The organism is Luteimonas vadosa, from assembly GCF_039543545.1.
In the GTDB taxonomy this organism is placed as follows: Bacteria; Pseudomonadota; Gammaproteobacteria; order Xanthomonadales; family Xanthomonadaceae; genus Luteimonas; species Luteimonas vadosa.
The window spans coordinates 1,185,115-1,207,061 of sequence record NZ_BAABJY010000002.1 but is presented as its reverse complement, the minus strand read 5'-3'; the positions used below and the strand labels follow the sequence as shown (position 1 = coordinate 1,207,061).

Genomic DNA, 21,947 nt, shown 5'->3' with positions numbered 1-21,947 from the left:
TGCCCGGCGCAATCCGGCGCCGTTCCCGCTTCCACGAGGTGACGCCATGAAAAGACTCCTGATCGCCAGCGCGCTGCTGGCCCTCGCGTCCACCGCTTCCGCGCAATCGCCCACCGCCCCGGCCGGCGAGTCCGAAGCCGCGAAGGCCGCCGACTTCAACGCGGCCGCCGAACGCGATGCCGCCATCGACCGCTTCTGCCTGCAGCACACCGGCTCGCGGATCACGGCCACCAGCAACTCCCGGACCCGTGAGCGCCTGCAGCGCTGCGCCCCGGTCCACGGCCGGGTCTATTCGCAGTCCGACATCGACAGCACCGGCGCCGTCGAGCTGTCCGATGCGCTGCGCAGGCTCGACCCTTCGATCAACTGAAGGCGCGCGAGAGCAAAGCAGACGCGCAACCGCAAAGCAGAAACGCCCGGCTTCCCGCCGGGCGTCTTTCTTGCGGCCATCGTGGTGCCCTCGACGGACCTCTCCCTGCCGAGGCCATCGCCAGGGGTCCTGACCCTGTCGTGTCCTCAACCTCCGCCCAGGAACGCCGCGGTGGCGGCGGCCAGCACGATGACCAGTGCCGCCGCGGCGCCCCCGAACGCGGCGCCGAATGTGCGGCCCTTGTGCACGGCGCGTACCTGCAGGCGCGTGATGTCCTCCTTTGCGATGTGGATCTCGTTGCCGACGAGGGCGTCCGCCGTGACCTGGGTCACCACGAACCGCTCGATTTGACCGTCGGTGGTGACCACTTCGACGGTGTCGCCGGCCTCCACGTTCGCGGTCACGTTGGACCAGGCGTCATGGGTCACCGCCTGCATGCTCTTGCAGCCGGGCAGGGCGACGAGCAGCGCGGCGAGGCAACGCAGGATCGACAGCTTCTTCATCTGACGGCGAGGTTGCCTGTCGACCCTTCCGTCGGCGAAGTTACGGCAAGCCCGGTCCCCACGGCACAGCCGAACGAACTCGACGTGTGGGCAGATTTTCAGCCTCCCGGTGGCCAACCGCAGCCTGGGCCAGACGTTTTCCCGCAGCCTTGGCACGCGCCGCGGACCGGAGTCCGACGGCCTGGTGGCGACCCAACTGAACGATGGTTCCCGCCCACCCCTGTAGAGGGACCACGGCCCGTCTCCGGCCACGCAGAGTGGCGCTTGACGCCGCGCTACCCTGGTATTAAATTGAACGACTATTCAATCAAATTATTGTCATGACACGTCGTCGCTATCGCCTCGGGAAGCGCGGCCAAGCCGCCGAAGACACCCGCCGTCGCCTCGTCGAGGCGACCTATGCCCTCCATGTGGAACAGGGCATCGTCGCGACGTCGATGAAACAGATCGCAGAGCGCGCCGGCGTGGCCGTGGGGACGGTCTACCACCACTTCCCCCAGTACGCCGACGCCATCAATGCGTGCGGTGCTCATGTCATGGAGCAGGCGCCGATGCCCGGCATGTCGGTGCTCGACGGACATGCCGCGCCGGCGGACCGCCTTCGCGCCTTGGCGGTCGCCTGGTTCACCTACTACGCCGCGCGGCCCGGATGGGCGCGCCTGCATGGCGAGCGCGACCAGGTCCCGCAGCTCGCCGCCATGTTCGAGGCCCAGCGAGAGCAAAGGCGCACGCAGCTTGCCGCCGCACTGCGACCGCTCAAGACACCGCCACCGACCGAAAGCCAGCAAATGGCGGTCGCCCTGCTGGATACAGGAACCTACCTGTCCCTTCGCGAGAGCGGGCTCGATGTCCTCGAAGCCGCCGAAGAAATCGCCGCGGTCCTCTGCTGCCGGCTGTTGCCGGCCCCTTCCGTCAGGAGCAAGTGACTTGAATACGCAAGTACATGAAATCGCCGATGGCATCTTCCGCCTCTCGACCTGGGTGCCCGACATCGCGCCGCCGTCGGGATTCGTCTTCAACCAGTACCTGGTGCGTGACGAGCAGCCGTTGCTGTTCCATACCGGCCCCAAGGCCATGTTCACTGCGGTGCGCGATGCCGTGGCGCGGGTCCTTCCGCCCGAAAGCCTGCGCTGGATCGGCTTCAGCCACGTGGAGGCCGACGAATGCGGCAGCATGAACCTGTGGCTTGCCACTGCGCCCGCGGCGCAGGTCGCGCACGGCCAGCTGTCCTGCGACGTGGTCCTCAACGACATGGCCGACCGGCCGCCGCATGTGTTGGCCGACGGCGAGGAACTGGTGCTGGGCGCGAAGCGGGTGCGCTTCATCGCCACCCCGCACGTGCCGCATGGCTGGGACGCCGGGATGATGTTCGAGACCACGACCGGCACCCTGTTCTGCAGCGACCTGTTCACCCGCATCGGCGATGCCGGCGCCACCTCCACCGACGATCCGCTGCCGGCGGCACGGGAAGGCGAGGAGCTGTTCCACGCCACCAGCGTCGGCCCCGCGACCGCGCCCACCCTGCGCCGCCTGGCCGCGCTGCAGCCTCGCGTGCTCGCCCTGATGCACGGGCCTGCCTGGCTGGGCGACGGCGCCGATCCGTTGCTGCGGCTTGCCGACTACTACCAGCAGCTCGCGCAGGCCGAGGCCGCCTGAGCAGGGCAACAGGGGCGCCGCCCGGCCACGGGTGTCCGGGCGGCCCTGGGGGCAGGGACCCCGATGCGATAATCCCGCGCATCCCCACACCTGGCCCTGGCATGTCCCTGCGCAGCGACGACCCTCGCCACGACCCCTCCCGCAGCATCCGCGCACCCCGCGGCGCCACGCTCACCTGCAAGTCCTGGCTCACCGAAGCCCCGTTCCGCATGCTGCAGAACAACCTCGACGCCGAGGTGGCCGAAAGGCCGGAGGACCTCGTGGTCTACGGCGGCATCGGCCGCGCCGCGCGCGACTGGCCGTCCTACGACGCCATCCTTGCCACCCTCAAGGAACTCGAGGACGACGAAACCCTGCTGGTGCAGTCCGGGAAGCCGGTCGGCGTGTTCCCTACGCACCCGGACGCGCCGCGCGTGCTGATCGCCAACTCCAACCTCGTGCCGGCCTGGGCGACGTGGGAGCACTTCCACGAACTCGACCGCAAGGGCCTGATGATGTACGGCCAGATGACCGCCGGCAGCTGGATCTACATCGGCAGCCAGGGCATCGTGCAGGGCACCTACGAGACCTTCGTGGAGATGGGCCGCCAGCACTACGGCGGCGACCTCGCGGGCAAGTGGATCCTCACCGCCGGGCTGGGCGGCATGGGCGGCGCGCAGCCGCTGGCCGCTTCGCTGGCCAGTGCCTGCAGCCTCAACATCGAATGCCAGCAGTCGCGCATCGACTTCCGGCTCAAGACCCGCTACGTCGACGAGCAGGCCGACGACCTCGACGACGCCCTGGCCCGCATCGGGAAGTACACGCAAGCCGGTGAAGCCAAGTCCATCGCGTTGCTCGGCAACGCCGCCGAAATCCTGCCCGAGCTGGTTCGGCGCGGGGTGCGCCCGGATGCCGTCACCGACCAGACCAGCGCCCACGACCCCGTGCATGGCTACCTGCCGATCGGCTGGACGGTGGAGCAGTGGCTCGCGGAACAGCAAGCCAATCCCGAACGTGTGCGCGACGAGGCGAAGAAATCCATGCGCGTCCACGTCGAAGCCATGCTCGCCTTCGAGCAGCAGGACATCCCCACCTTCGACTACGGCAACAACATCCGGCAGATGGCCAAGGACGAGGGCTGCGCCAACGCCTTCGATTTCCCGGGTTTCGTGCCGGCCTACGTGCGGCCGCTGTTCTGCAAGGGCATCGGCCCGTTCCGCTGGGTGGCGCTGTCCGGCGACCCGGAGGACATCTACAAAACCGACGCCAAGGTCAAGGAACTGATCCCCGACGATCCGCACCTGCATCGCTGGCTGGACATGGCCCGCGAGCGCATCGCCTTCCAGGGCCTGCCCGCGCGCATTTGCTGGGTCGGTCTCGGCCAGCGCCACAAGCTCGGCCTGGCGTTCAATGAGATGGTCCGCAACGGCGAGCTCAAGGCGCCCGTCGTCATCGGCCGCGACCACCTCGACAGCGGCAGCGTGGCATCGCCGAACCGAGAGACCGAAGCGATGCGGGACGGGTCGGACGCCGTGAGCGACTGGCCGCTGTTGAACGCGATGCTCAACGTCGCCGGCGGCGCCACCTGGGTTTCGCTGCACCACGGTGGCGGGGTGGGCATGGGCTACTCGCAACACAGCGGCGTGGTGATCGTCTGCGACGGCACGCCGGAAGCGGACAAGCGGATCGCACGCGTGTTGTGGAACGACCCGGGCACCGGGGTGATGCGGCATGCCGATGCCGGCTACGACATCGCCAGGGATTGTGCGCAGGAACAAGGCCTGAAACTGCCGATGGCACGCCCATGAGCACCGAAGGCGGCGTCCCGATGCGCATCGACTTCGTCTCTGACATCGCGTGCCCGTGGTGCGCCGTGGGGCTGGCCTCGCTGGAACAGGCGCTCGAACGCATCGGCGGGGACATCCGGGCGGAAATCCACTTCCAGCCGTTCGAGCTCAACCCGCACATGGCGCCCGAAGGCGAGGACACCGCCGAACACATCAAGAACAAGTACGGCCTCGACGATGCCCAGCTGGCGGAGAACCAGGCGCGCATCCGCGAGCGCGGCGCCGAGCTCGGTTTCACCTTCCACCCCGAGGGACGCCGCCGCATCGTCAACACCTTCGATGCGCACCGCCTGCTGCACTGGGCCGGCATCGAGGGCAGGCAGTCCGAGTTGAAGCACGCCCTGCTGCGCGCCTACTTCACCGACCGCCAGGACGTGTCGGACCACGACACCCTCTTGCGCATCGCAAGCGAGGTCGGCCTGCCGGGCGACCAGGCGCGCGACATCCTCGCCTCCGATCGCTACGCCGCGGAAGTGCGCGCGGCGGAGGAGCTCTTCCAGCGCAGCGGCATCAACGCCGTCCCGTCCGTCATCCTCAACCGGCGCCACCTGGTTTCTGGCGGGCAGCCGGTGGAGGTGTTCGAGCGGGCGCTGAGGGAGGTTGCGGCGGGCGAGATCGAGTGAACCCGGGCCCGTCCCGGCCGCGAGCCCGCCTCCAACCATCCGCGCGTCCCGCCCCGCTTCGACCCCCTTTCTCGCCTACTGAAGTTCCGGATCGGTCCCTCGTCCACCGGGCGTCCCACACGTTTCCGCCCTGAAGGGGCGGCCGCTGGCTACTCCGCGGGCACCACCCGTCCCGCGCGCACCGTGAAGCGCAGCCGCGAGGTGTTGCGGATGTCGGCGAGCGGGTCCGCGTCGAGCACCAGCAGGTCGGCCACCTTGCCGACCTGCAGCGTGCCGTGGCTCTCGCCCAGCCCCAGCGCCGCGGCGCCGTCGCGGGTCGCGGCGACGATCGCCTGCATCGGGGTGAACCCCGCCGCGTCTACCAGCAGGACGAGTTCGTCATGGGTGTGCGGAAGCGCGCCATCGCCGGCGGGTTCGAACCAGTCGGTCCCCGTCGTCACCCGGACGCCCGCCGCGCGCGCCAGCGCGGTCGCGAGTGCCCCCCAGCGGAACGCCGCGGCCGACCAGTCCGCGACCACTCCCGGCGAATAGCGCCCCATGGCTTCGTATACGTAGAGGGTTGCGTCCAGGAACACGCCGCGTTCGGCCATGCGCCGGTAGAGGGACAGCAAGCGTGGATGGTCCGCGGGCACCTGGTCCCACGGCCCACGGGTGCGCACTTCGTAGTCTGCCGGGATGTGGTCGACCGCCTCCCAGACCAGGTAGGGCGCGTGCGCCAGCGAGCCGATCCCCGCGTCCACCAGCTCACCCGGTCCCGTGGGGAAGACCGTGGCGTGAGCGGTGGTCGATAGCGACTGCGACCTGGCCTGTTCGATGAGGCCCCTGGCCAAATCCGGCGACAGGTTCCCGTAGAGCTTGAGGTTGCCGACCCCGCTTCCCTGGGCCTGGGCGACGATGCGCTCGAGGTCGGTAGACGCGTCGACCGAACGCGCCCAGGGCGCCGTGCCGGGCGCATGTCCGTTCGCCAGCTGGCGAACGGTCTCGGATTCCAGTACCGCGGACCCGCCGACCAGGGCGCTGAATTGCAGGTTGGGACCAATGAATTCGCCGGCGGCCATGGCCCGCGAGAGTTCGGCCAGTGCGCGGGCATCACCGCCGAGGTCGCGCACGGAGGTGACGCCCCCACGAACGGCCTGGCGCAGGATGCGTTCGGCCTGCGCCCTGGTGTCGGGAAACCGGGCGACATGGACATGGGTGTCGACCAGGCCGGGCATTACCCACGCGCCATCGAGATCGATCCGCAGCCAGCTCGAGCGGGGCTCGGGCGTGGGCTCGTCGCCCTCGTCGTCGATCCTGACGATGAGTCCGTCGCGCACCAGCAGCCGGTCGACCACGCGGCTTGGCTTTCCGGTGCCGTCGATCAGGTGCAGGTCCTGCAGCTCGAGGTAGTCCGAGCCCATGGCGGGCGCACCCGCGAGCCACAGCAAGCCCGCCACGACCATGCCTGACCGCATGCCCACCCCTCCGAATCGCCTGAACCCGCCCGCCAGATTGCCTGCAATCGCGGGACGGGCCAAGTCCGGACGGTAAAAGAGGAGGGTGGGAATCAGGGTGCGAGCAGAGGGACGAGCAGGAGTGTCACGTCGGTCCGTCCACGTCGCCCACCTTTCGCCATTGCCTAGGAGAGACCGGCAACTGAAACGGTCGGTCACATCCCGGCGCCTTCTGCTGTCGCCGGTAGTTCCGGACCTCCGCGCTGACTGGTGCGGTGACGCATCGCTCGACAACCCACGATATGCCACGGCCCGCGCCGCCGGATCAAGTGACGGGATCTGATCAAGTAACTGGGTCAGGTTCACTTGATCACGATTCGACCAAGGGGAGCCACATGCGCGCCACCGCCTGCGAGAACGGGGTCATGTTTCCTTACTAATATTGACTGAAGTCCAGGCTCGCCGAGCCGGACTGGGCGGCGGCGTAGATAGAGTATGCGCGAGCAATTAGGGCGGGCGGAATTGCCCGATAACGCGATAAAAAAAAGGGATCAGAGAACATTATTGCTTGAAGCGCATATGTTCTCTGACCCCTTTTTTTGCTCCTTTTTTGCTCGGTGGCGCGCCACCCGCCGCTCCCGACGCCGCCAAGGCCAGCGGACCCCCGGTGCCCAGCCAACACTCGCCCCTGCCCAAGATCGACCCGGAACCCTCCGTGCGCTTGGGCGCCGAGGCAATGACGGTCGCCGTGCGGGAAATTCCGAAGCCGGGCGGAAACACTCCCGACACGGTGAGTGGCGGCTGAAAAGGTATCAGGGACCACTCAGTGGGCGAAATCGCAGGCCTCAAAACTCGACCGTGGGTTCGGGGTCGTAGAACACGCCGAGGTGCTCGCCCAGTGCCCCGATCCATTGGTTGATCCAGGCGACGGTATCGCCGTTGAGCTGGGGAAACAGCGACGCTTCGACGCCGAGCACCGCGACGAGGCCGATCCAGTACACCGGATGCACCGACCGCACCGTCAGCCAGTCGTAAACGATGCCGATGACGATGAAGAGGCTGCACGCAAGAATGCCGATCGGCACCGACAGGGGATGAAACTCGCTCAGCAGCATGAGCACGCGAGCGGAACCGGCGCCGACCACGATGGCGCTGGCCACGATGATCAGCCGCTTGTGCGCCTGGAGCCGGTTTGTCATGGCCATGCGAATGGCGGCCGCATAAAACGCAACGAACAGGAGCAGGTTCGACAGGAAGAGCGGACCGTACAGCAACCAGATTTGGGGCCCCCCGTTTCGCAAGGCTTCTTCCACCCGGACGCTCAACACCAGGATGCCCGTCACTGTCATCACGATGACCAGCACCACGCTGAGCCGACCCAGGGCCATGTGCAGAGCGTACTTGTCCCTTGCGACCAGGATCGCCTGGAGGGGGAACAGCAGGTACCAGAGGAAGAAGGACCATCCGTGCAGGTGTAGCGGGGCGCCCGCAGGAGGGTAAGAGCGGGCAACCATCGGTCCGAAGTAGGTCCATGAGAACCCGGCGAAACAGGTTGCGCTGATCAGGATGGCAAGCGCGGGGTAGAAGAGGTGATCCCTGTTCTTGATTGGCACGATGCACTCTCCTTGGCGTGGCCAAACAGCGTCACGGTCCTGGCGGGTGGGGCCGGACTGGAGACGCGAAGGGCGGCTGCCAGATCCCCTCGGGCGCGTTGCGGATGCCGGATGCGGGCACGTCCCGCCAGTGATCCTGCCTGGCGCCCATCGCTGGAGATCCGGATGCGGGAATCGACAGGGCAGTGGCGGCGGTTTCCGATGAACACATGATTCCAGCCTGCACGGTTCGGGTGCGTCTCAATTAGGTCCCGGGCGCGCGAACCACGGCAACGGACATGGCGGGCCAGAGCCGGTCATAGCTGGTCACGGTCGATTTGCGTTGCCTATAATCGATCCATGTCGGGTACCGAGGCCGGAAAGCGCCTCAGCTCCTGGAAGGCGATCGCGAGGCATATCAGGCGCAGTGAGCGCACCGCACGCCGCTGGGAAGCCGAGGAAGGGATGCCGGTGCATCGGCACATGCACCTTTCGCTGGCCAGCGTTTTCGCCTATCCGGCCGAGCTCGACGCCTGGATGGCGCGGCGCGCAGCGGTCGATGGCGCATCGGGGGAACAGGACGTGCCCGTGGCAAGGCATGAGTCGGCATCCATTGCGGTCCTGCCGTTCGATTTCATCGGGCAGGATTCTGGCGATGCCTATATCGCCGACGGCTTCACCGACGAGATCATCGCCGACCTCGCCAAGATCAGTTCGCTTCGCGTCATCTCCCGCACATCGTCCATGCAACTCAAGGCCAAGGGCCTTTCGATCGGGGACATTGCCGCCAGGCTGGATGTCTGCTACCTACTCGAAGGCTCCGTCAGGCGGCACTGCGGCGAGATCAGGGCAAGCGCGCAGCTGATCGAAGCGGATCGTGAGCGCCGGGTCTGGTCGGAGAAGTTCGCGGGCACGGTGAGCGAGGTCTTCGACATCCAGGCGCGTATCGCCCGGGAAGCGGCGGCGGCGATGAAGCTGCGCTTGACAGCGGAAGATGAGAGCCGCCTGGCCCATCGGGGCATCAGCGAATGGCCTGCATGGCTGGCCGCCCTGCAGGCGCGGCAGGCATCGCTGCGGTGGACGCGGGACGGCATCGATGAAGCCATCGGTTTGCTGGAAGATGCGCTCACGAAAGCCGGCGATGAGGCCCAACTCCACGCGGTCCTCGGCAAGACGCACCTGCATTGTCGTGAAGCCGGCCTGGACCTGAGCGAGCGTCCCCTTGTGGAGGCACGACGTTGCGCGGAGCGGGCTTTCGCTGCGGATCCCGATGGCGCGCATGGTCACGAGCTGCAGGGCTGGCTGCATTACTCGCAAGGCGAGATCCAATCGGCGGTGGAGAACCTCAAGTCGGCATACGCCCGTCAAGGCTCCAACCCGGACACGCTGGGCCTGCTGTGCTATTGCTACCTGATCTCGGGCCAGGTGTCAGTGGCAAGGGCGCTGATGCCACAGGTGCTTGCGATGGATCCGTTGACCCAGGCCTACCAGGCCCTGCCGGCATGGGCCGACGTGCTCGAAGGCCGGCACCGTGATGCCGTATCGGTCTACCGAAGGCTCCTCGACCGGGAGCCACAGAGCCCCCTGCTGCGATTGTTCCTGGTCTGGATCCTGTCCATCAACGGCCTGACCGATGAGGTGCAAAGTACGGTGGACGGGTACGCCGACAGCGACAGGGACTCCTTGTCCGCGAAAGTCGCCCGTTGCTTCGCGGCAGCCTGCCGCGGATCGCGTCCGCAGATCGAACTGTCGGTAACGGATCGGGCGTTTGCGAATGCCAACGACCTCTATCCGCGAATGCTCGCCCAGGCCCATGCCCTGGCCGGTGAACCCGCGCCCGCGATCGAGTGGTTGACGCTTGCCGTCAGCCGCGGATTCATCAACTACCCATACTTGAGTACGCACGATCCGTTGCTGACCCGGTTGCAAGAGGAGGCCAGTTATCGTGACCTGCTCCAGGTCGTGCATCGGCGCTGGGTCGACTTCGTCGTCTGAAGTCGCCGGATCCAGCACTGCGGACTTCGGTAGATGGAATAAGGTGCATCCATGACGCGGACTGGTGTGCCGGTGTGGGAACTGGGGCAAGGTGCCCGATCAAGACGACACGCTGCCGCGTGAGGAGAAACGAGTTCATTAGCTGCCAATCCGCAATCCCGTCCGGCGTTCGCCACGCAGGGTCCCTCAGCCGGCTGGTGACGATGCTGACCCTTGCCATGGCGTGCATCTCCCTGGCCGGCTGCGAACGGCACCGTGCCCGCAGCGCCGAGGAAGTCAACGCCAGCCTCCTGCGCAAGCTGCCGCCGCGCCTGGAGGACCGCAACGGCTGGGCGCGCGACGTGCAGGCAGCGTTCGCGGCGCTGCGGGTCGAGCCCAGCGATACGAACCTGTGTGCGGCATTGGCCGTGGTCGAGCAGGAGTCGACCTACCGCGCCGACCCGCAGGTGCCCGACCTGGGGCGGATCGCGGTGGCGGAGATCAAGCGCCGCGCCGCGGCCCGGCACATCCCGGCGTTCGTGGTGGATGCCGCGCTCGACCTGCGTTCCCTCGACGGCCGCACCTATGCCGCGCGGATCGGCGCGATGCGCACGGAGCGCGAACTCAGCGAGCTGTACGAGGAGATGATCGCGCGCCTGCCGCTGGGCAGCGGGCGGGTCCTGAAGGGCCTGAACCCAGTGCGCACCGGCGGGCCGATGCAGGTTTCGATCGACTTCGCGGAGCGCCACGCGCGCGGTTACCCCTACGGCACGGAGCGCTCGATCCGCCACGAGGTGTTCACCCGGCGCGGCGGCCTGTACTTCGGCATCAAGCACCTGCTGGATTACCCGGCCGCCTACGACCGCCCGCTGTACCGTTTCGCCGATTTCAACGCCGGCCGCTACGCCAGCCGCAACGCGGCCTTCCAGGTGGCGGCCTCGATCGCCAGCGGAACCCGGCTCGCGCGCGACGGCGACCTGCTCGCGCCCGGTGCGCCCATGGATCGCCCCGGCGCCACCGAGGCGGCGCTGCGCAGCATCGCCCCCAGGCTGGTCATGGATGACGCCGCGATCCGCAACGCGCTGGGCAAGGGCCATTCGGAGGCCTTCGACGAGACAGACCTCTTCCGCCGGGTCTACGCGATCGCCGACGCCGCCGGCGCCGGCAATCCCGTGCCACGCGCCCGCGTCCCCGAGATCGACCTGGCCAGTCCGAAGATCTCGCGCAAGCTGACCACGGCGTGGTTTGCCGGACGCGTCGAGGCGCGCTGGAAGGATTGCCTGAAGCGCTAGGCCAGCGAGTCGGAGGCAATCAAGGAAATGATCAGGGCGGCAGGACCGCCCAGGATCTTTCCGACCCTTGTCGACCTGTTCTCGCGAAAATAGACGCTGAGGCTGTCTCAGCCGGGCGCTTTACACGCAGCACGCAAGGGGCCGCCTGTTCCGGGAGCCTGCCGCGCGGTGGCCGGTCCCGGAGCAGCCAGGCGTTGAATGGTTATTGGCGAACGAAATTGGCCGGCCCTGCCGGCGCCTTGAAGGTCTGGTGCCCTGTTTCCCGGGTGGCGTTTTCCATCGCAGTTCGGGCCGGACCAAGCGGCATGCTCGATCAACCGCGGCGCAATGCTTTGCGGGAACGCCAGGCTCGCGACCCCGGAACTTCGATCACCAGGGCAGGACGCCTGACGACCGCCGTGGACGGCCACGGTCCGCTGGCGGCCGGCAGCGACGGTCCCCGCGATGCAATGTTCGCCCGTCGTTTCATCGCTTTGCAGGTTCAGGAAGGTCGCCATCCCGGCGGCCGATCAGGGAGTCCACGATGTTGAAGCTACGTTTGCTTGCCACCCTCTTTGCACTCATGTTCGCGTCCTCCGCGTTTGCGCAGTTGAAGCCGCACCACGACTACGGCATCGGCAAGGAGGTCTGGAACATCGTCACGGTCAAGGTCCACGCGAACATGGTCAACCACTACCTCGAAGGCCTTCAGAAAGGTTGGGCCCAGTCGCAGGACGTCGCGAAGAAACTGGGTCACATCGAGGACTACTTCATCTATACCAGCGACCTGCCCTTGAGCGGCGACTTCAACGTGCTGCTGGTGACCAAGTTCAAGGACGACTCCACCCTCGGCCCCTCGAAGGCCCGCTACGATGCGTTCATGAAGGAGTGGGGAGCGGCGCGCGAGGCGGAGAACGCCGAACTCGTGAAGAACTATCCGTCCATGCGCGAAATCACCGGCGAGTACCAGATGCACCGGGTCACCTTGTCGAAGTAAGCCCACCGGCGCGTGGCGGAGACGAACCGCCGCCCGCGCGGTCGAAGAGGACCTGAAGGAATCAGGGCGCAAGCCAATGGCGCTGATTCCCTTCTTCCACGCTCGCCGCTGAGCGAACCAGGGCGCAGGCGATGGCGTTGATTCCCTCCGTCCGCTTTCGTCACTTGCCGGCGTGGCAACCGCGCCGGGACAACGTGCGGGTCGCCAACCAGTCGCGCAGGGTCGGCAGGTAGTCGTCCGCGTAGCGTGCGTCGGGCGACTGCGCGTCGACCACGAAGCTGTGCGGGGCGTCTTCAAGGACGACGAGCGTCTGGTCGTCGCCCGGCATGCGCGCGAACGTGCGCGACAGCGCCGCATGGCTGGAGACCAGCGGGACATTCTCGTCGTCCTCGCCCAGGAACCAGAGCACCGGCCCGTCGTAGCGTTCCAGGTAGGGGACGGGCGATATGGACATGCTGTCGGCAGCTCGCCCCCACCAGCGCGCGCTCCACAGCTCACTGACCGGCTTGTCCCCGAAGGCCTTGCGGTACCACGGCGTGTCCCGCCAGGGCGCGACCAGCGCATCGGCTTCCGAGATGGGGCGTCCCTGCACGGCCAGTGCGTACAGTTCGCGGCGCAGGTCCATGGCCTTGTCCAGGTCGGTGCCCGCCAGCCCCTCGGCGCGCAGCTCGTTGCGCGTTTCGTGGAGCAGGGCTTCGGTCTCGGTGACCCCGGGACCGGCGCGCACGATCAGGAAGTCCGCGCCGGGATCGCCCACGGCCGCCATCGCACCGGTCCAGCCGCCCTGGCTGGAACCGAAGATGCCGGTGCGTCGCGGGTCGATCTCCGGCTGCGCGACGGCCCAGGCGAGGGCCGCGGCGGCATCGGCGCCGATTTCCGTCAGGGATTGCTGCTGCCAGCCGGGGGTCGCGGGATCGCCGTCGCGCTTGTCGTACACCAGCACCGCCATGCCCTGGTCGAGCAGGAAGGTGGCGAAGTCGCCGATTTGGCGCGTCGTCCGGCCGGAACCGTTGACGAAGACCACCGTCGGATGCGGCGCACGGCAAGCGGGCGCGAGCAGCGATGCCCCGATGGTGCCACCAGCCGCAGGGATCTGGACGTCGCGGCGGGTGTTCCGCGGGCCGCGACGACCGGTCTGCGCCGGTCCATCTGTCGCGTGGAGGTCGATACGCTGGAACTGGCCGTCGACCAGCTCGGAGAAGCTCAGCGCCTGGCCGGGACGGAGCAGCGATTCGAAGCGCGTCGCGGACGCTTTCCGATAGACGCCCCCCAGGCCTGGCCGCTCGGGATTGCCGAAGATCCAGATGTCGGCATCGCCTTCTTCCAGCAGGCCGCCATGGAACAACGTGCCGTCCTGCAGTGTGTACAGGCCGAAATACGCCCAGGGATCCGGCTCGGCGGCGTGGGCCGGCCTCGGCACGGCACCACAGGCCAGCATCGCTACCAGCAGCAACTTGGCGAGAGGGATGCGCATGGGACGGGACTCCTTTGGAGGGCGGGATCGTCGACGCTGGCCTGCTGCCGTTCGACTCGGGACGGAGGGAAGCGGGCCCAAGCCGGCGGGCGTCCCCGGGATGGCCAGTTCGCTCTAGACCGTCGCCGGAGGCGGCGCACGGACGCCGGTGTCCAACATGGCAAGCGGCATCCCGCGGCAACCGAACACCTGCCCTCCGGGGCGCGTGCAGCGTACCCCGATCATGGACCCCGGCCCCGACGCGGTCAAAACGCCTTGGGCGCGCTGCCGTGCGGCGCCGGCCGGTTGACGGGTTTTTTCCGCGGCGTGCTTTAGCATGCTCGCCTTTCCCGAAACGGAGCCCGTCATGCCCTTGCGCCCCCTGACACTTGCCCTCGCCCTGACCCTGGCCGGCGGCCTTGTCGCCTGCCAGCAGAAGGCGCCGACCGAACCCGCCGCAGCCGCGACGCCGGCAGATGCGACGGAGGCCGACAGCGACATCGCCGCCAAGGTCGCGTCCTACGCCGAGGTCGAACTCAACGCCGATCTCTCCAAGCTGCCCGAAGGCGACCGCCAGGCGATCGTGCTCCTGCTGCAGGCCGGCGAAATCATGGACGCGCTGTTCTGGAAACAGGTGTGGGGCGACAAGCAGGCACTGTTGTCCAAGGTGGAGGACCCGGCGACCCGGCGCTTCGTCGAGATCAATTACGGCCCCTGGGACCGGCTCGACGACGACAAACCTTTCGTGGACGGCATCGGGCCGCGCCCGCCCGGCGCGCGCTTCTATCCCGAGGACATGACCAAGGAAGAGTTCGAAGCCGCCGACCTGCCGGACAAGGACAGTCTGTACACGCTTCTGCGTCGCGACGAAGGTGGCAAGCTGGTCGTCGTGCCCTACCACGTGGCGTACAAGGCCGAACTGGAACAGGCAGCCGACCTGCTGCGGCAGGCCGCGAAGGTCGCCAGCGACCCGGGTTTCCGCGAGTACCTGGGGCTGCGCGCCGACGCGCTGGTCAGTGGCAAGTACCAGCCGAGCGACATGGCCTGGATGGACATGAAGACCAGTCCCATCGACGTGGTGATCGGACCGATCGAGAGCTACCAGGACGCGCTGTTCGGGACCAAGGCGGCGTTCGAGGCCTTCGTGCTGGTGCGCGACATCGAGTGGAGCGAGCGGCTGGCCAAGTTCGCGCAGCACCTGCCCGCGTTGCAGCGCGAATTGCCCGTGGACGCGAAGTACAAGGCGGAGACCCCCGGCACCGACGCCGACCTCAATGCCTATGACGCCATCTACTACGGCGGCGACGCCAATTCCGGCGCCAAGACCATCGCCATCAACCTGCCCAACGACGAGGAGGTTCAGCTGGCCAAGGGCTCGCGCCGGCTGCAGCTCAAGAACGCGATGCGCGCCAAGTTCGACAAGATCCTGGTGCCGATCGCCAACGAGCTGATCGATCCGGAGCAGCGCGAGCACATCACCTTCGACGCCTTCTTCGAGAACGTGATGTTCCACGAGGTCGCCCACGGCCTGGGCATCAAGAACACCCTGGACGGCAAGGGCACGGTGCGCCAGGCGCTGACCGACCTGGCCAGCAGCTACGAGGAGGGCAAGGCCGACATCCTGGGCCTGTACATGATCGGCAAGCTCGGCGACATGGGCGAGCTGGACAAGGCGAAGCTGGACGACAACTACGTGACCTTCCTCGCCGGCATCTTCCGCTCGGTGCGCTTCGGCGCCAGCAGCGCGCATGGCAAGGCCAACATGGCGGCGTTCAATTTCCTGCGCGAGCAGGGCGCGTTTGCCCGCGACGGCGGCGGCCGTTACCGCGTGGACTTCGACAAGATGCAGGCCGCGGTGGACGCCTTGTCGGCCAGGATCCTGACCCTGCAGGGCGACGGCGACTACGAGGGCGCGCGCGCGTTCATCGAGCAGTACGGCAAGGTCGGCCCGGAACTGCAGGCCGACCTCGACCGGATCGCCAAGAAGGACATCCCGGTCGACATCGTGTTCCGGCAGGGTCGCGAGGTGCTCGGGCTCTAGCAAGGCCAGCGCGCAAGGCGGGCGGGCGATCGGAACAGGGGGCGGATTGGCCGGTCGCCCCCGGGTGTTCCGTTGATGCCGGGAACGTCGCATCACCAACCAGGGAGACACCAGTGCGCAGCAGACGATTCCTGACAGTGTTCGCTGGCGTTGCCACGGCGGTCCTTTGCGGAACAGCCAGCCTGCCCGTGGCGGCGTCCGAGCCCGCCGGCCCCGTGGCAGGCCGCCCGGTCATCGACATGCACCTGCATGCGTTCCCGATGGACGAATTTCCCCCCGGGGCGCCCGCCTGCCCCGGCGACCAGGATGTGCTGGTCCCGGTGATCGACCCGGCCGAGGAAGTGGATTTCGGCGCGTTTGCAACCTGCGCCGCGCCCTTGCTCGCGCCGGCCAGCGCCACGGAACTGCGCGATGCGAGCCTCGCCGCATTGCGACGGCACGACGTGCGCCGCGCGGTGACCGAAGGGCCGGTCGAGCTGGTGGCCGATTGGCGGGACGCCGCGGGCGGGGACGTCATCATCCCCGGCGTCGCGTTCGGTGCGCGCGCCGACAAGCCCGTGGACGAACTGCGGCGACTGCATGCCGAAGGCAAGCTGCAAGTGCTCGGCGAGGTTTACATCCAGTACCGGGGCCATCGCCCCGACGACGCGCGCTACGCGCCGTATTTCTCGCTGGCCGAGGAACTGGACGTGCCGGTCGCGCTCCACCTGGGGGAAGGCCCGCCGGCGGCGGCGCGTTTGCCGGGCTACGAGGCCTACCGCGCCAGCATGGGTTCGCCCTTCCTGCTGGAGGACGTGCTGCGCAGGCACCCGAAGTTGCGCATCTACGTCATGCACTACGGCTCGCCGCTGGTCGACGAGATGATCGCGATGATGTTCACCCACCCCAACCTGTACGTGGACGTGGCGATGAACAACTGGGGTTTCCCGCGAGCGCAGTTCCATGCCGCCCTCAAGCGCATGGTCGACGCGGGCATGGGGAAACGCATCCTGTTCGGTTCGGACCAGATGTACTGGCCGGGGGCGATCGGGGAAGCGATCAAGTCCATCGAGACGGCGCCTTTCCTCGACGAAGGGCAGAAACGCGACATCCTCTACAACAACGCCGCGCGGTTCCTGCGCCTGACCCTGGAGCAGGTCGCCAGGGACCACGCCCCACGCGCCCCGGCGGGCGACTAGAAGCGGGTCCAGGAAAGGGGTGCGGTCGAAGCGCCCGCCGGACATCGACGCGAGCCGTTCGTCAAGGCTGCGCCGGGCCCGGGGCCGGCCGGCACCGGCAGCCCGTTTCCCTCCGGCCCCGAGTCGTGTAAGACTCGGGCATCCGGGGTGCCCCCCGGCCGCGGAACGGGAGCATTCATGCACGCAGTCGCCGAACGACGCCTGGTCGAGCGCCAGCCCACCGAACTCATGCGGCGCGAACTCACGCCCGAACAGGTCGGCATGCTCTACACCCTGGAACGCTTCGGCTGGGGCCTGAAATTCGTCCGCAAATCCGAGACGCACAAGGTCGTGGTGCTGTTCGACCCGGATTCGCGCCGCTACGCCGTACTACGCAGCGACGGAGAGCTGGACGAGAAGCCGGAAGGGCTGCGCATCCGCGACGCGCAAGGCAACGCGACGGATTACACGGGCGCACCGCTTCTCGCCTGAACGGGACAGCCGGCCGCCACTCGATGGCTCCAAGCCCTGCCGCCAGCGAGGGTGAGCCAGGACGGACATCACGATGATGCCCGTGGTTTGACGCGGGTTGGCCGATGACACGGGCGTTGGCAAAACGCGGTCGAGCCGATCCCTTCCGACGCCGTGGCCACGCAAGGCCACGCGCACTCGGGAGCGTCGGGGACGATCAGTCCGCCGTCGCGCGCTCGGCGCCGCCACGCCCCAACGGATCCGGCAACGGCTCGCCGCGGGGCGTGAATTGGAGCGACACCGAATTGAGGCAGTGGCGTTCCCCAGTGGGCGGCGGGCCGTCGGGGAAGACGTGGCCCAAGTGGCTGCCGCAGCGTGCGCAGACGATCTCGTCGCGGATCATGCCGTGGCTGGTGTCGCGCAGGATGCGGACGTGGTCAGGGTCGTAGGGCTCGAAGAAGCTGGGCCAGCCCGTGCCGGAATCGAACTTGGCATTCGAGCGGAACAGCGGCAGTCCGCAGAAGCGGCAGGTGTAGACGCCGTCGTCCTTGTTGTCCAGGAAAAGGCCGCAGCCCGGCGCTTCGGTGCCGTGCTGGAGCAGCACGCGGCGTTCGTCGACATCCAGGGCTTCAGTGAGTTCGGCGCGCTGCGCATCGGTGGGCGGGCTGAGGTCGAAATCGGTCATCGGGGCTCCTTGCGGATCGGTCGTCCATACCAGAGGTGGGGATGGACGGATCGGATACAAATGTCGACGAAAGGCGACGCCGTCATCCGTGAACGGGGTCGATCCAGTCAGGCGGGGCTGGCGGACAGCACGATCGGCGATTGCGCCTGGCCCTGCGTGCGGATCACGTGGTGGATGAAGCGCAGTTTGCGAACGACCGGCGGGGTCAGGGTGAACGGGTAGCTGTCGCGCGTTCCCATGCTGCGGTTGAGGCTGTTCATGGCATAGGTCAGCGGGAACCAGCGCGCGATCATGTCGCGGAATCGCTGGGTCTCGATGTCCAGTGGCTCGGCCGGCATGGCCGGTTCCTCCGGATGCTCCGGCGTCAGCGCCATCCCGCACGCCGCGGCCGTTTCCAGCGTGTCGACCATGTGCAGGTAGTGCGCCCAGGTCTCGGCCCAGTCCTCGTAGGGATGCATCGTGGCGTAGGCGCTCACGTAGGAGGCTTGCCAGTCGTCGGGCGGACCCTGCTCGTAGTGCCGCTGCAATGCCTCGCCGTAGTCCAGTTCGTCGTCGCCGAACAATTCCCGGCATTGCGGCAGCATCGGGCTGTCTTCCATCAGCCGCATGAAGTAGTAGTGGCCGATCTCATGGCGGAAGTGACCGAGCAAGGTGCGGTAGCGTTCCTCCATCTGTACCCGCGTGCTGGCGCGGTGGGCATCGTCTGCCTCGGCGATGTTGATGGTGATCAGTCCGTCGGAATGACCGGTGTGCACCGGCGGGCCGCCGCTGAAGTACTCCAGGAACTCGAACGCCAGCCCGGTCCCGGGCTCCTCGCGCCGCGAAACCACCGGCAGGTCGAGCATGTCGAGCGTGTACAGCAGGCGCCGCTTCGCGCGCTCGAGCTTGTACCAGTAGCTCCGGTTCCGTCCCGACGCCAGCGACGGAATGATCGTGGTCAACTGGCAGGATCGGCACAGGTGGTGGGGGTCGTCGCTGGGGATCATGCGGTTGCAGACCCGCTCGACGGCGTAGTTGCGGCATTGCCGGTACCGCCGCGTGCTCGCGTGCTCGCCGATGCAGCGCCATGCGCCGTCGTCGTCCTGCTCGAAAGCGCTGACCTCGCCCGCGTCTTCGTGGTAGCCGAGCACGTGTCCACAGCGCTCGCAGCTCACGTTCTCGAAGAAAACCTGGTGGTTGCAGCGGGTGCAGTGGAAGGTCTTCAAGCAGGGTGTCGCCCGGTAGGGAGGTTGGCTTTGTTCGGTCGCCCGGACCTGCCGGGCAAGCAGGCCTCCCGTGCCCCGGTCGCGCGCAGGCCAAGTTCGTTGCGGGTCATGGCGCTTCGGCGGCGATGCGGTTGATCTCGTCGTTCTCGACGATCCCGGGTGGATCGTCCTGGCGCAACAGCGCGAGCATCGCCTGGCCGACGCGGGTCGTGGTGGTCATCTGTCCCGGCATCAGGTGCACGCCCAGCCGCATCAGCGGGTCTGCGAGCGTGTACAGCGTCTCCATCATCGCGTGCGGGGAATGCACGCCGTCCACCGGCCGGACGCCGCCGGTGCGGAGCATGATCGTCCTGATCGGCAGCGCCGCGAGCGCGGACTCCGTTTCGCCTTTCACGCGCAGTGGCATGAAGGCGCTGTCCGGGTCCGAGTGCGCGCCCGACACGTAGACGAACGTCATCCCGGGATTGAGGCGAGCCATCGTCCGTGCGACGTGGAGCGTCAGGTCCAGCGTGACGCGACGGTACTCGCCTTCCGGCGTGCCCAGCGGCGGCGCACCGGCGCAGTACAGGCAGGCATCGAAAGGCTGCAGTTGGTCCTCGACGGCGCCCAGTTCGGCGAAGTCCGCGACGACCAGTTCGCTCAGCTTGGGATCGATGCATTCGGTCGGGCGGCGCCCGAGGGCAACCACGGCGGCCACGCCGGGATCCTCAAGGCAGGCCTGCAAGACGCCTTGGCCGACCAGGCCGGTCGCTCCGGCGATGAGGATCCGCATGGTTGGCTCCGGTTCCGGGTGCGTCCCAAGCCTAACGCGATCGCGGTGAACGTGGTGCCGGGACGCGGGCGGCTCGGCAACGGGACGGGGAACTGGTGGCGCGCGCGAATGCTTGGGCTCGGGGGGATGCGCCTTGCGTCGTGCACCGACTCACCACTCCGTCGGCGCGTAATCCTTCAGGAATTGCCCCCACACGTGTTCCCCGGTGTTGAAGCCATGGATGATGGGGTCGACGATGCGCGCGGCCCCGTCGACGATGTCCAGCGGGGGGTGGAAGCGCTCCTGCACCCGCTTGCGCGCGGCCAGCTCGACGGGATCCTCGTCGGTCACCCAGCCGGTGTCGACGCTGTTCATGTGGATGCCGTCGCCGTGGTAATCGGCGGCGGAGGTGCGCGTCATCATGTTGAGCGCGGCCTTGGCCATGTTGGTGTGCGGATGGCGCGTGGTCTTGAAGTTGCGGTAGAACTGCCCCTCGACCGCGGAGACGTTGACGATGTGCTTGTCGCGGGTCGCCCGCGCCCCGTCCGGGACGCGCAGAAGCAACGGCTTGAGCCTGGCATTGATGATGAACGGCGCCACCGCGTTCACCAGCTGCGTTTCCAGCAGTTCGACCGATGGCACCTCGTCCATCCGCAAGCGCCAGGAGTTGCGATCGCGCAGGTCCACCTGTTGCAGGTCCTGGTCCAGGCGGCCTTCCGGGAACAGGTGACGCTGGCCGAGGAGTTCGTCCGCGAGCAGCGGCACCTGCGACAACTCAGCGGCCCGGGTCAGACCGGTGGCGTCGCCGACCGCGTTGCCCATGCCCGCGACGGCGCCGGATGCGCCCGGCAGCAGGTCCGGCGAACGCAATCCCTCGTAACGGCCGACCAGCCTGCGCGCCTGCGCCGGCAGGTCGTCGAGCGCGGCGTTCTCCGCGGCCATCATGTGCGCGTAGAACGCCGGTGGGCGGCGCACCGTCTGGCAGGCATTGTTGATGATGAAGTCCAGGCGCTGGTGCGTGGCAAGCAGCTGGCTGCAGAAGGCTTCGACGCTGGGCGTGTGGCGCAGGTCGAGCCCGAAGATTTCGAGCCGGTGTCCCCATTGGTCGAAGTCGGGTTCCCGCGCATAGCGTGCCGCCGAATCGCGCGGGAAGCGCGTGGTGACGATCAGGGCGGCACCGGCCCGAAGCAGCTTGAGCCCGGCTTGGTAGCCGATCTTCACCCGTCCTCCTGTCAGTAGGGCGACCCGCCCTTGGAGGTCGGCGGTTTCGGTGCGCTTGGAGAAGTTGTGCGCGGCGCACTCCGGGCACAGCTGGTCGTAGAAGTGGTGGACTTGCGTGTACTTCCGCTTGCAGACATAGCAGTGCAGCAACTCCGGCGACTCGGCGTCGCCCCTGTCCATCGCCGGATGGGCGTCCCGGTCGAGTTGCGCCTGCGTCGTCGGCGGAAAGTAATTCGGCGTGGTGAACACCGGTTTGCGTCGCAGGGTGCGGATGCCGGTGCGGTCCAGCAGGGCTTCGGTCCTGCGGGCCTTTTCCTGTTGGCGCTCGCGTGCCGCGTCCCGGGACTTCCGCCGGCGGGCGCGGGGTTCCGGGTGGTGGACCAGTGCCACGGCCTGCAGCAATCGGGTGCGCTCCTCCTCGGGCAGCGCGTCGAGCAGGCTGCGGTCGGCGACGATCGCCTCGAGTGCCTGCAGCGCGGTACGCAGGCGGGCGGGGAGTGGATCGCCGTCAGGCGGGCAGGAGGGGCGTGATTCGTCAGTCAAAGGGGGGTCCCGTGGGGTGGCAGGCAGGGCGCACGGCACGCAGCGCCCGAGGTGGACGGGGAAGGATATCGGTTGCGGGCGCCGGGGGCTGGTCATCCGCTGCCTCCTCCGCGGCCAATTCGAGTGGTCCGCAACGGAGCCATCCTCGCGTCGGGCGCGAGACGTGCCCTGCGGG

General features: G+C 67.8%; 19 protein-coding genes. 11 read left to right on the top strand and 8 right to left on the bottom strand.

The window, feature by feature from the left end; genetic code table 11:
• Positions 1–46: 46 nt before the first annotated feature.
• Positions 47–370, top strand: a complete 324-nt coding sequence (locus ABD970_RS11425; RefSeq protein WP_345295588.1) for a hypothetical protein — start codon at positions 47–49, stop codon at positions 368–370.
• Between the two features lie 146 nt (positions 371–516).
• On the opposite strand, the gene ABD970_RS11420 is transcribed toward ABD970_RS11425, so the two are convergent.
• Positions 517–873 (bottom strand): hypothetical protein, encoded by a 357-nt coding sequence (locus ABD970_RS11420; RefSeq protein WP_345295587.1) that lies wholly within the window; start codon positions 871–873, stop codon positions 517–519.
• A gap of 320 nt (positions 874–1,193) precedes the next feature.
• On the opposite strand from ABD970_RS11420, the gene ABD970_RS11415 reads away from it, so the two are divergent.
• The 4 genes from ABD970_RS11415 (at position 1,194) to ABD970_RS11400 (ending at position 4,978) form a co-directional block, all read left to right on the top strand.
• Positions 1,194–1,799 carry a TetR/AcrR family transcriptional regulator gene (locus tag ABD970_RS11415; protein WP_345295586.1) on the top strand — a complete coding sequence of 202 codons (606 nt, stop codon included), beginning with the start codon at positions 1,194–1,196 and terminating at the stop codon, positions 1,797–1,799.
• A 1-nt stretch (position 1,800) separates the two neighbouring features.
• Positions 1,801–2,529, top strand: a complete 729-nt coding sequence (locus tag ABD970_RS11410; protein ID WP_345295585.1) for an oxygen-binding di-iron domain-containing protein — start codon at positions 1,801–1,803, stop codon at positions 2,527–2,529.
• Positions 2,530–2,630: 101 nt separating this feature from the next.
• The gene (gene hutU / locus ABD970_RS11405; RefSeq protein ID WP_345295584.1) at positions 2,631–4,316 is read left to right on the top strand and encodes a urocanate hydratase; all 1,686 of its coding nucleotides are present in this window, start codon (positions 2,631–2,633) and stop codon (positions 4,314–4,316) included.
• Positions 4,313–4,978 (top strand): DsbA family oxidoreductase, encoded by a 666-nt coding sequence (locus ABD970_RS11400; RefSeq protein WP_345295583.1) that lies wholly within the window; start codon positions 4,313–4,315, stop codon positions 4,976–4,978. The genes hutU and ABD970_RS11400 overlap by 4 nt, the downstream gene beginning before the upstream one ends.
• Before the next feature lie 149 nt (positions 4,979–5,127).
• Here the strand turns inward: ABD970_RS11400 and ABD970_RS11395 are convergent, their stop codons facing one another.
• Both ABD970_RS11395 and ABD970_RS11390 read right to left on the bottom strand, forming a co-directional pair.
• Positions 5,128–6,432, bottom strand: coding sequence for an amidohydrolase family protein (locus ABD970_RS11395; RefSeq protein ID WP_345295582.1), 1,305 nt, complete (start codon positions 6,430–6,432; stop codon positions 5,128–5,130).
• An 824-nt stretch (positions 6,433–7,256) separates the two neighbouring features.
• Entirely contained in the window at positions 7,257–8,024 is a 768-nt protein-coding gene (locus ABD970_RS11390) for a hypothetical protein (protein WP_345295581.1), read from the bottom strand.
• 516 nt (positions 8,025–8,540) lie between these two features.
• Between ABD970_RS11390 and ABD970_RS11385 the strand changes: the two genes are divergently transcribed.
• From ABD970_RS11385 to ABD970_RS11375, 3 genes are all read left to right on the top strand, one after another.
• Positions 8,541–9,998 (top strand): tetratricopeptide repeat protein, encoded by a 1,458-nt coding sequence (locus ABD970_RS11385; RefSeq protein ID WP_345295580.1) that lies wholly within the window; start codon positions 8,541–8,543, stop codon positions 9,996–9,998.
• A gap of 203 nt (positions 9,999–10,201) precedes the next feature.
• Positions 10,202–11,269, top strand: coding sequence for a DUF1615 domain-containing protein (locus tag ABD970_RS11380; protein ID WP_345295579.1), 1,068 nt, complete (start codon positions 10,202–10,204; stop codon positions 11,267–11,269).
• Positions 11,270–11,792: 523 nt separating this feature from the next.
• Positions 11,793–12,245 (top strand): hypothetical protein, encoded by a 453-nt coding sequence (locus ABD970_RS11375; protein ID WP_345295578.1) that lies wholly within the window; start codon positions 11,793–11,795, stop codon positions 12,243–12,245.
• 160 nt (positions 12,246–12,405) lie between these two features.
• Here the strand turns inward: ABD970_RS11375 and ABD970_RS11370 are convergent, their stop codons facing one another.
• Entirely contained in the window at positions 12,406–13,719 is a 1,314-nt protein-coding gene (locus ABD970_RS11370; protein WP_345295577.1) for an alpha/beta hydrolase family protein, read from the bottom strand.
• Between the two features lie 346 nt (positions 13,720–14,065).
• On the opposite strand from ABD970_RS11370, the gene ABD970_RS11365 reads away from it, so the two are divergent.
• The 3 genes from ABD970_RS11365 (at position 14,066) to ABD970_RS11355 (ending at position 17,388) form a co-directional block, all read left to right on the top strand.
• Positions 14,066–15,739, top strand: a complete 1,674-nt coding sequence (locus ABD970_RS11365; RefSeq protein ID WP_345295576.1) for a dipeptidyl-peptidase 3 family protein — start codon at positions 14,066–14,068, stop codon at positions 15,737–15,739.
• A 239-nt stretch (positions 15,740–15,978) separates the two neighbouring features.
• Positions 15,979–16,917, top strand: a complete 939-nt coding sequence (locus ABD970_RS11360; RefSeq protein ID WP_345295723.1) for an amidohydrolase family protein — start codon at positions 15,979–15,981, stop codon at positions 16,915–16,917.
• Between the two features lie 177 nt (positions 16,918–17,094).
• Positions 17,095–17,388: a hypothetical protein gene (locus ABD970_RS11355; protein WP_345295575.1), complete on the top strand. Its 294-nt coding sequence runs from the start codon at positions 17,095–17,097 to the stop codon at positions 17,386–17,388.
• Between the two features lie 196 nt (positions 17,389–17,584).
• Here the strand turns inward: ABD970_RS11355 and msrB are convergent, their stop codons facing one another.
• From msrB to ABD970_RS11335, 4 genes are all read right to left on the bottom strand, one after another.
• A complete protein-coding gene (gene msrB / locus ABD970_RS11350) occupies positions 17,585–18,052 on the bottom strand; it encodes a peptide-methionine (R)-S-oxide reductase MsrB (protein ID WP_345295574.1) in 468 nt (155 codons plus the stop codon).
• Between the two features lie 107 nt (positions 18,053–18,159).
• Positions 18,160–19,257 (bottom strand): zinc-binding metallopeptidase family protein, encoded by a 1,098-nt coding sequence (locus ABD970_RS11345; protein ID WP_345295573.1) that lies wholly within the window; start codon positions 19,255–19,257, stop codon positions 18,160–18,162.
• Between the two features lie 106 nt (positions 19,258–19,363).
• A complete protein-coding gene (locus ABD970_RS11340; protein WP_345295572.1) occupies positions 19,364–20,029 on the bottom strand; it encodes an NAD-dependent epimerase/dehydratase family protein in 666 nt (221 codons plus the stop codon).
• Between the two features lie 150 nt (positions 20,030–20,179).
• Positions 20,180–21,868: an SDR family NAD(P)-dependent oxidoreductase gene (locus ABD970_RS11335; RefSeq protein ID WP_425563087.1), complete on the bottom strand. Its 1,689-nt coding sequence runs from the start codon at positions 21,866–21,868 to the stop codon at positions 20,180–20,182.
• Positions 21,869–21,947 lie beyond the last annotated feature (79 nt).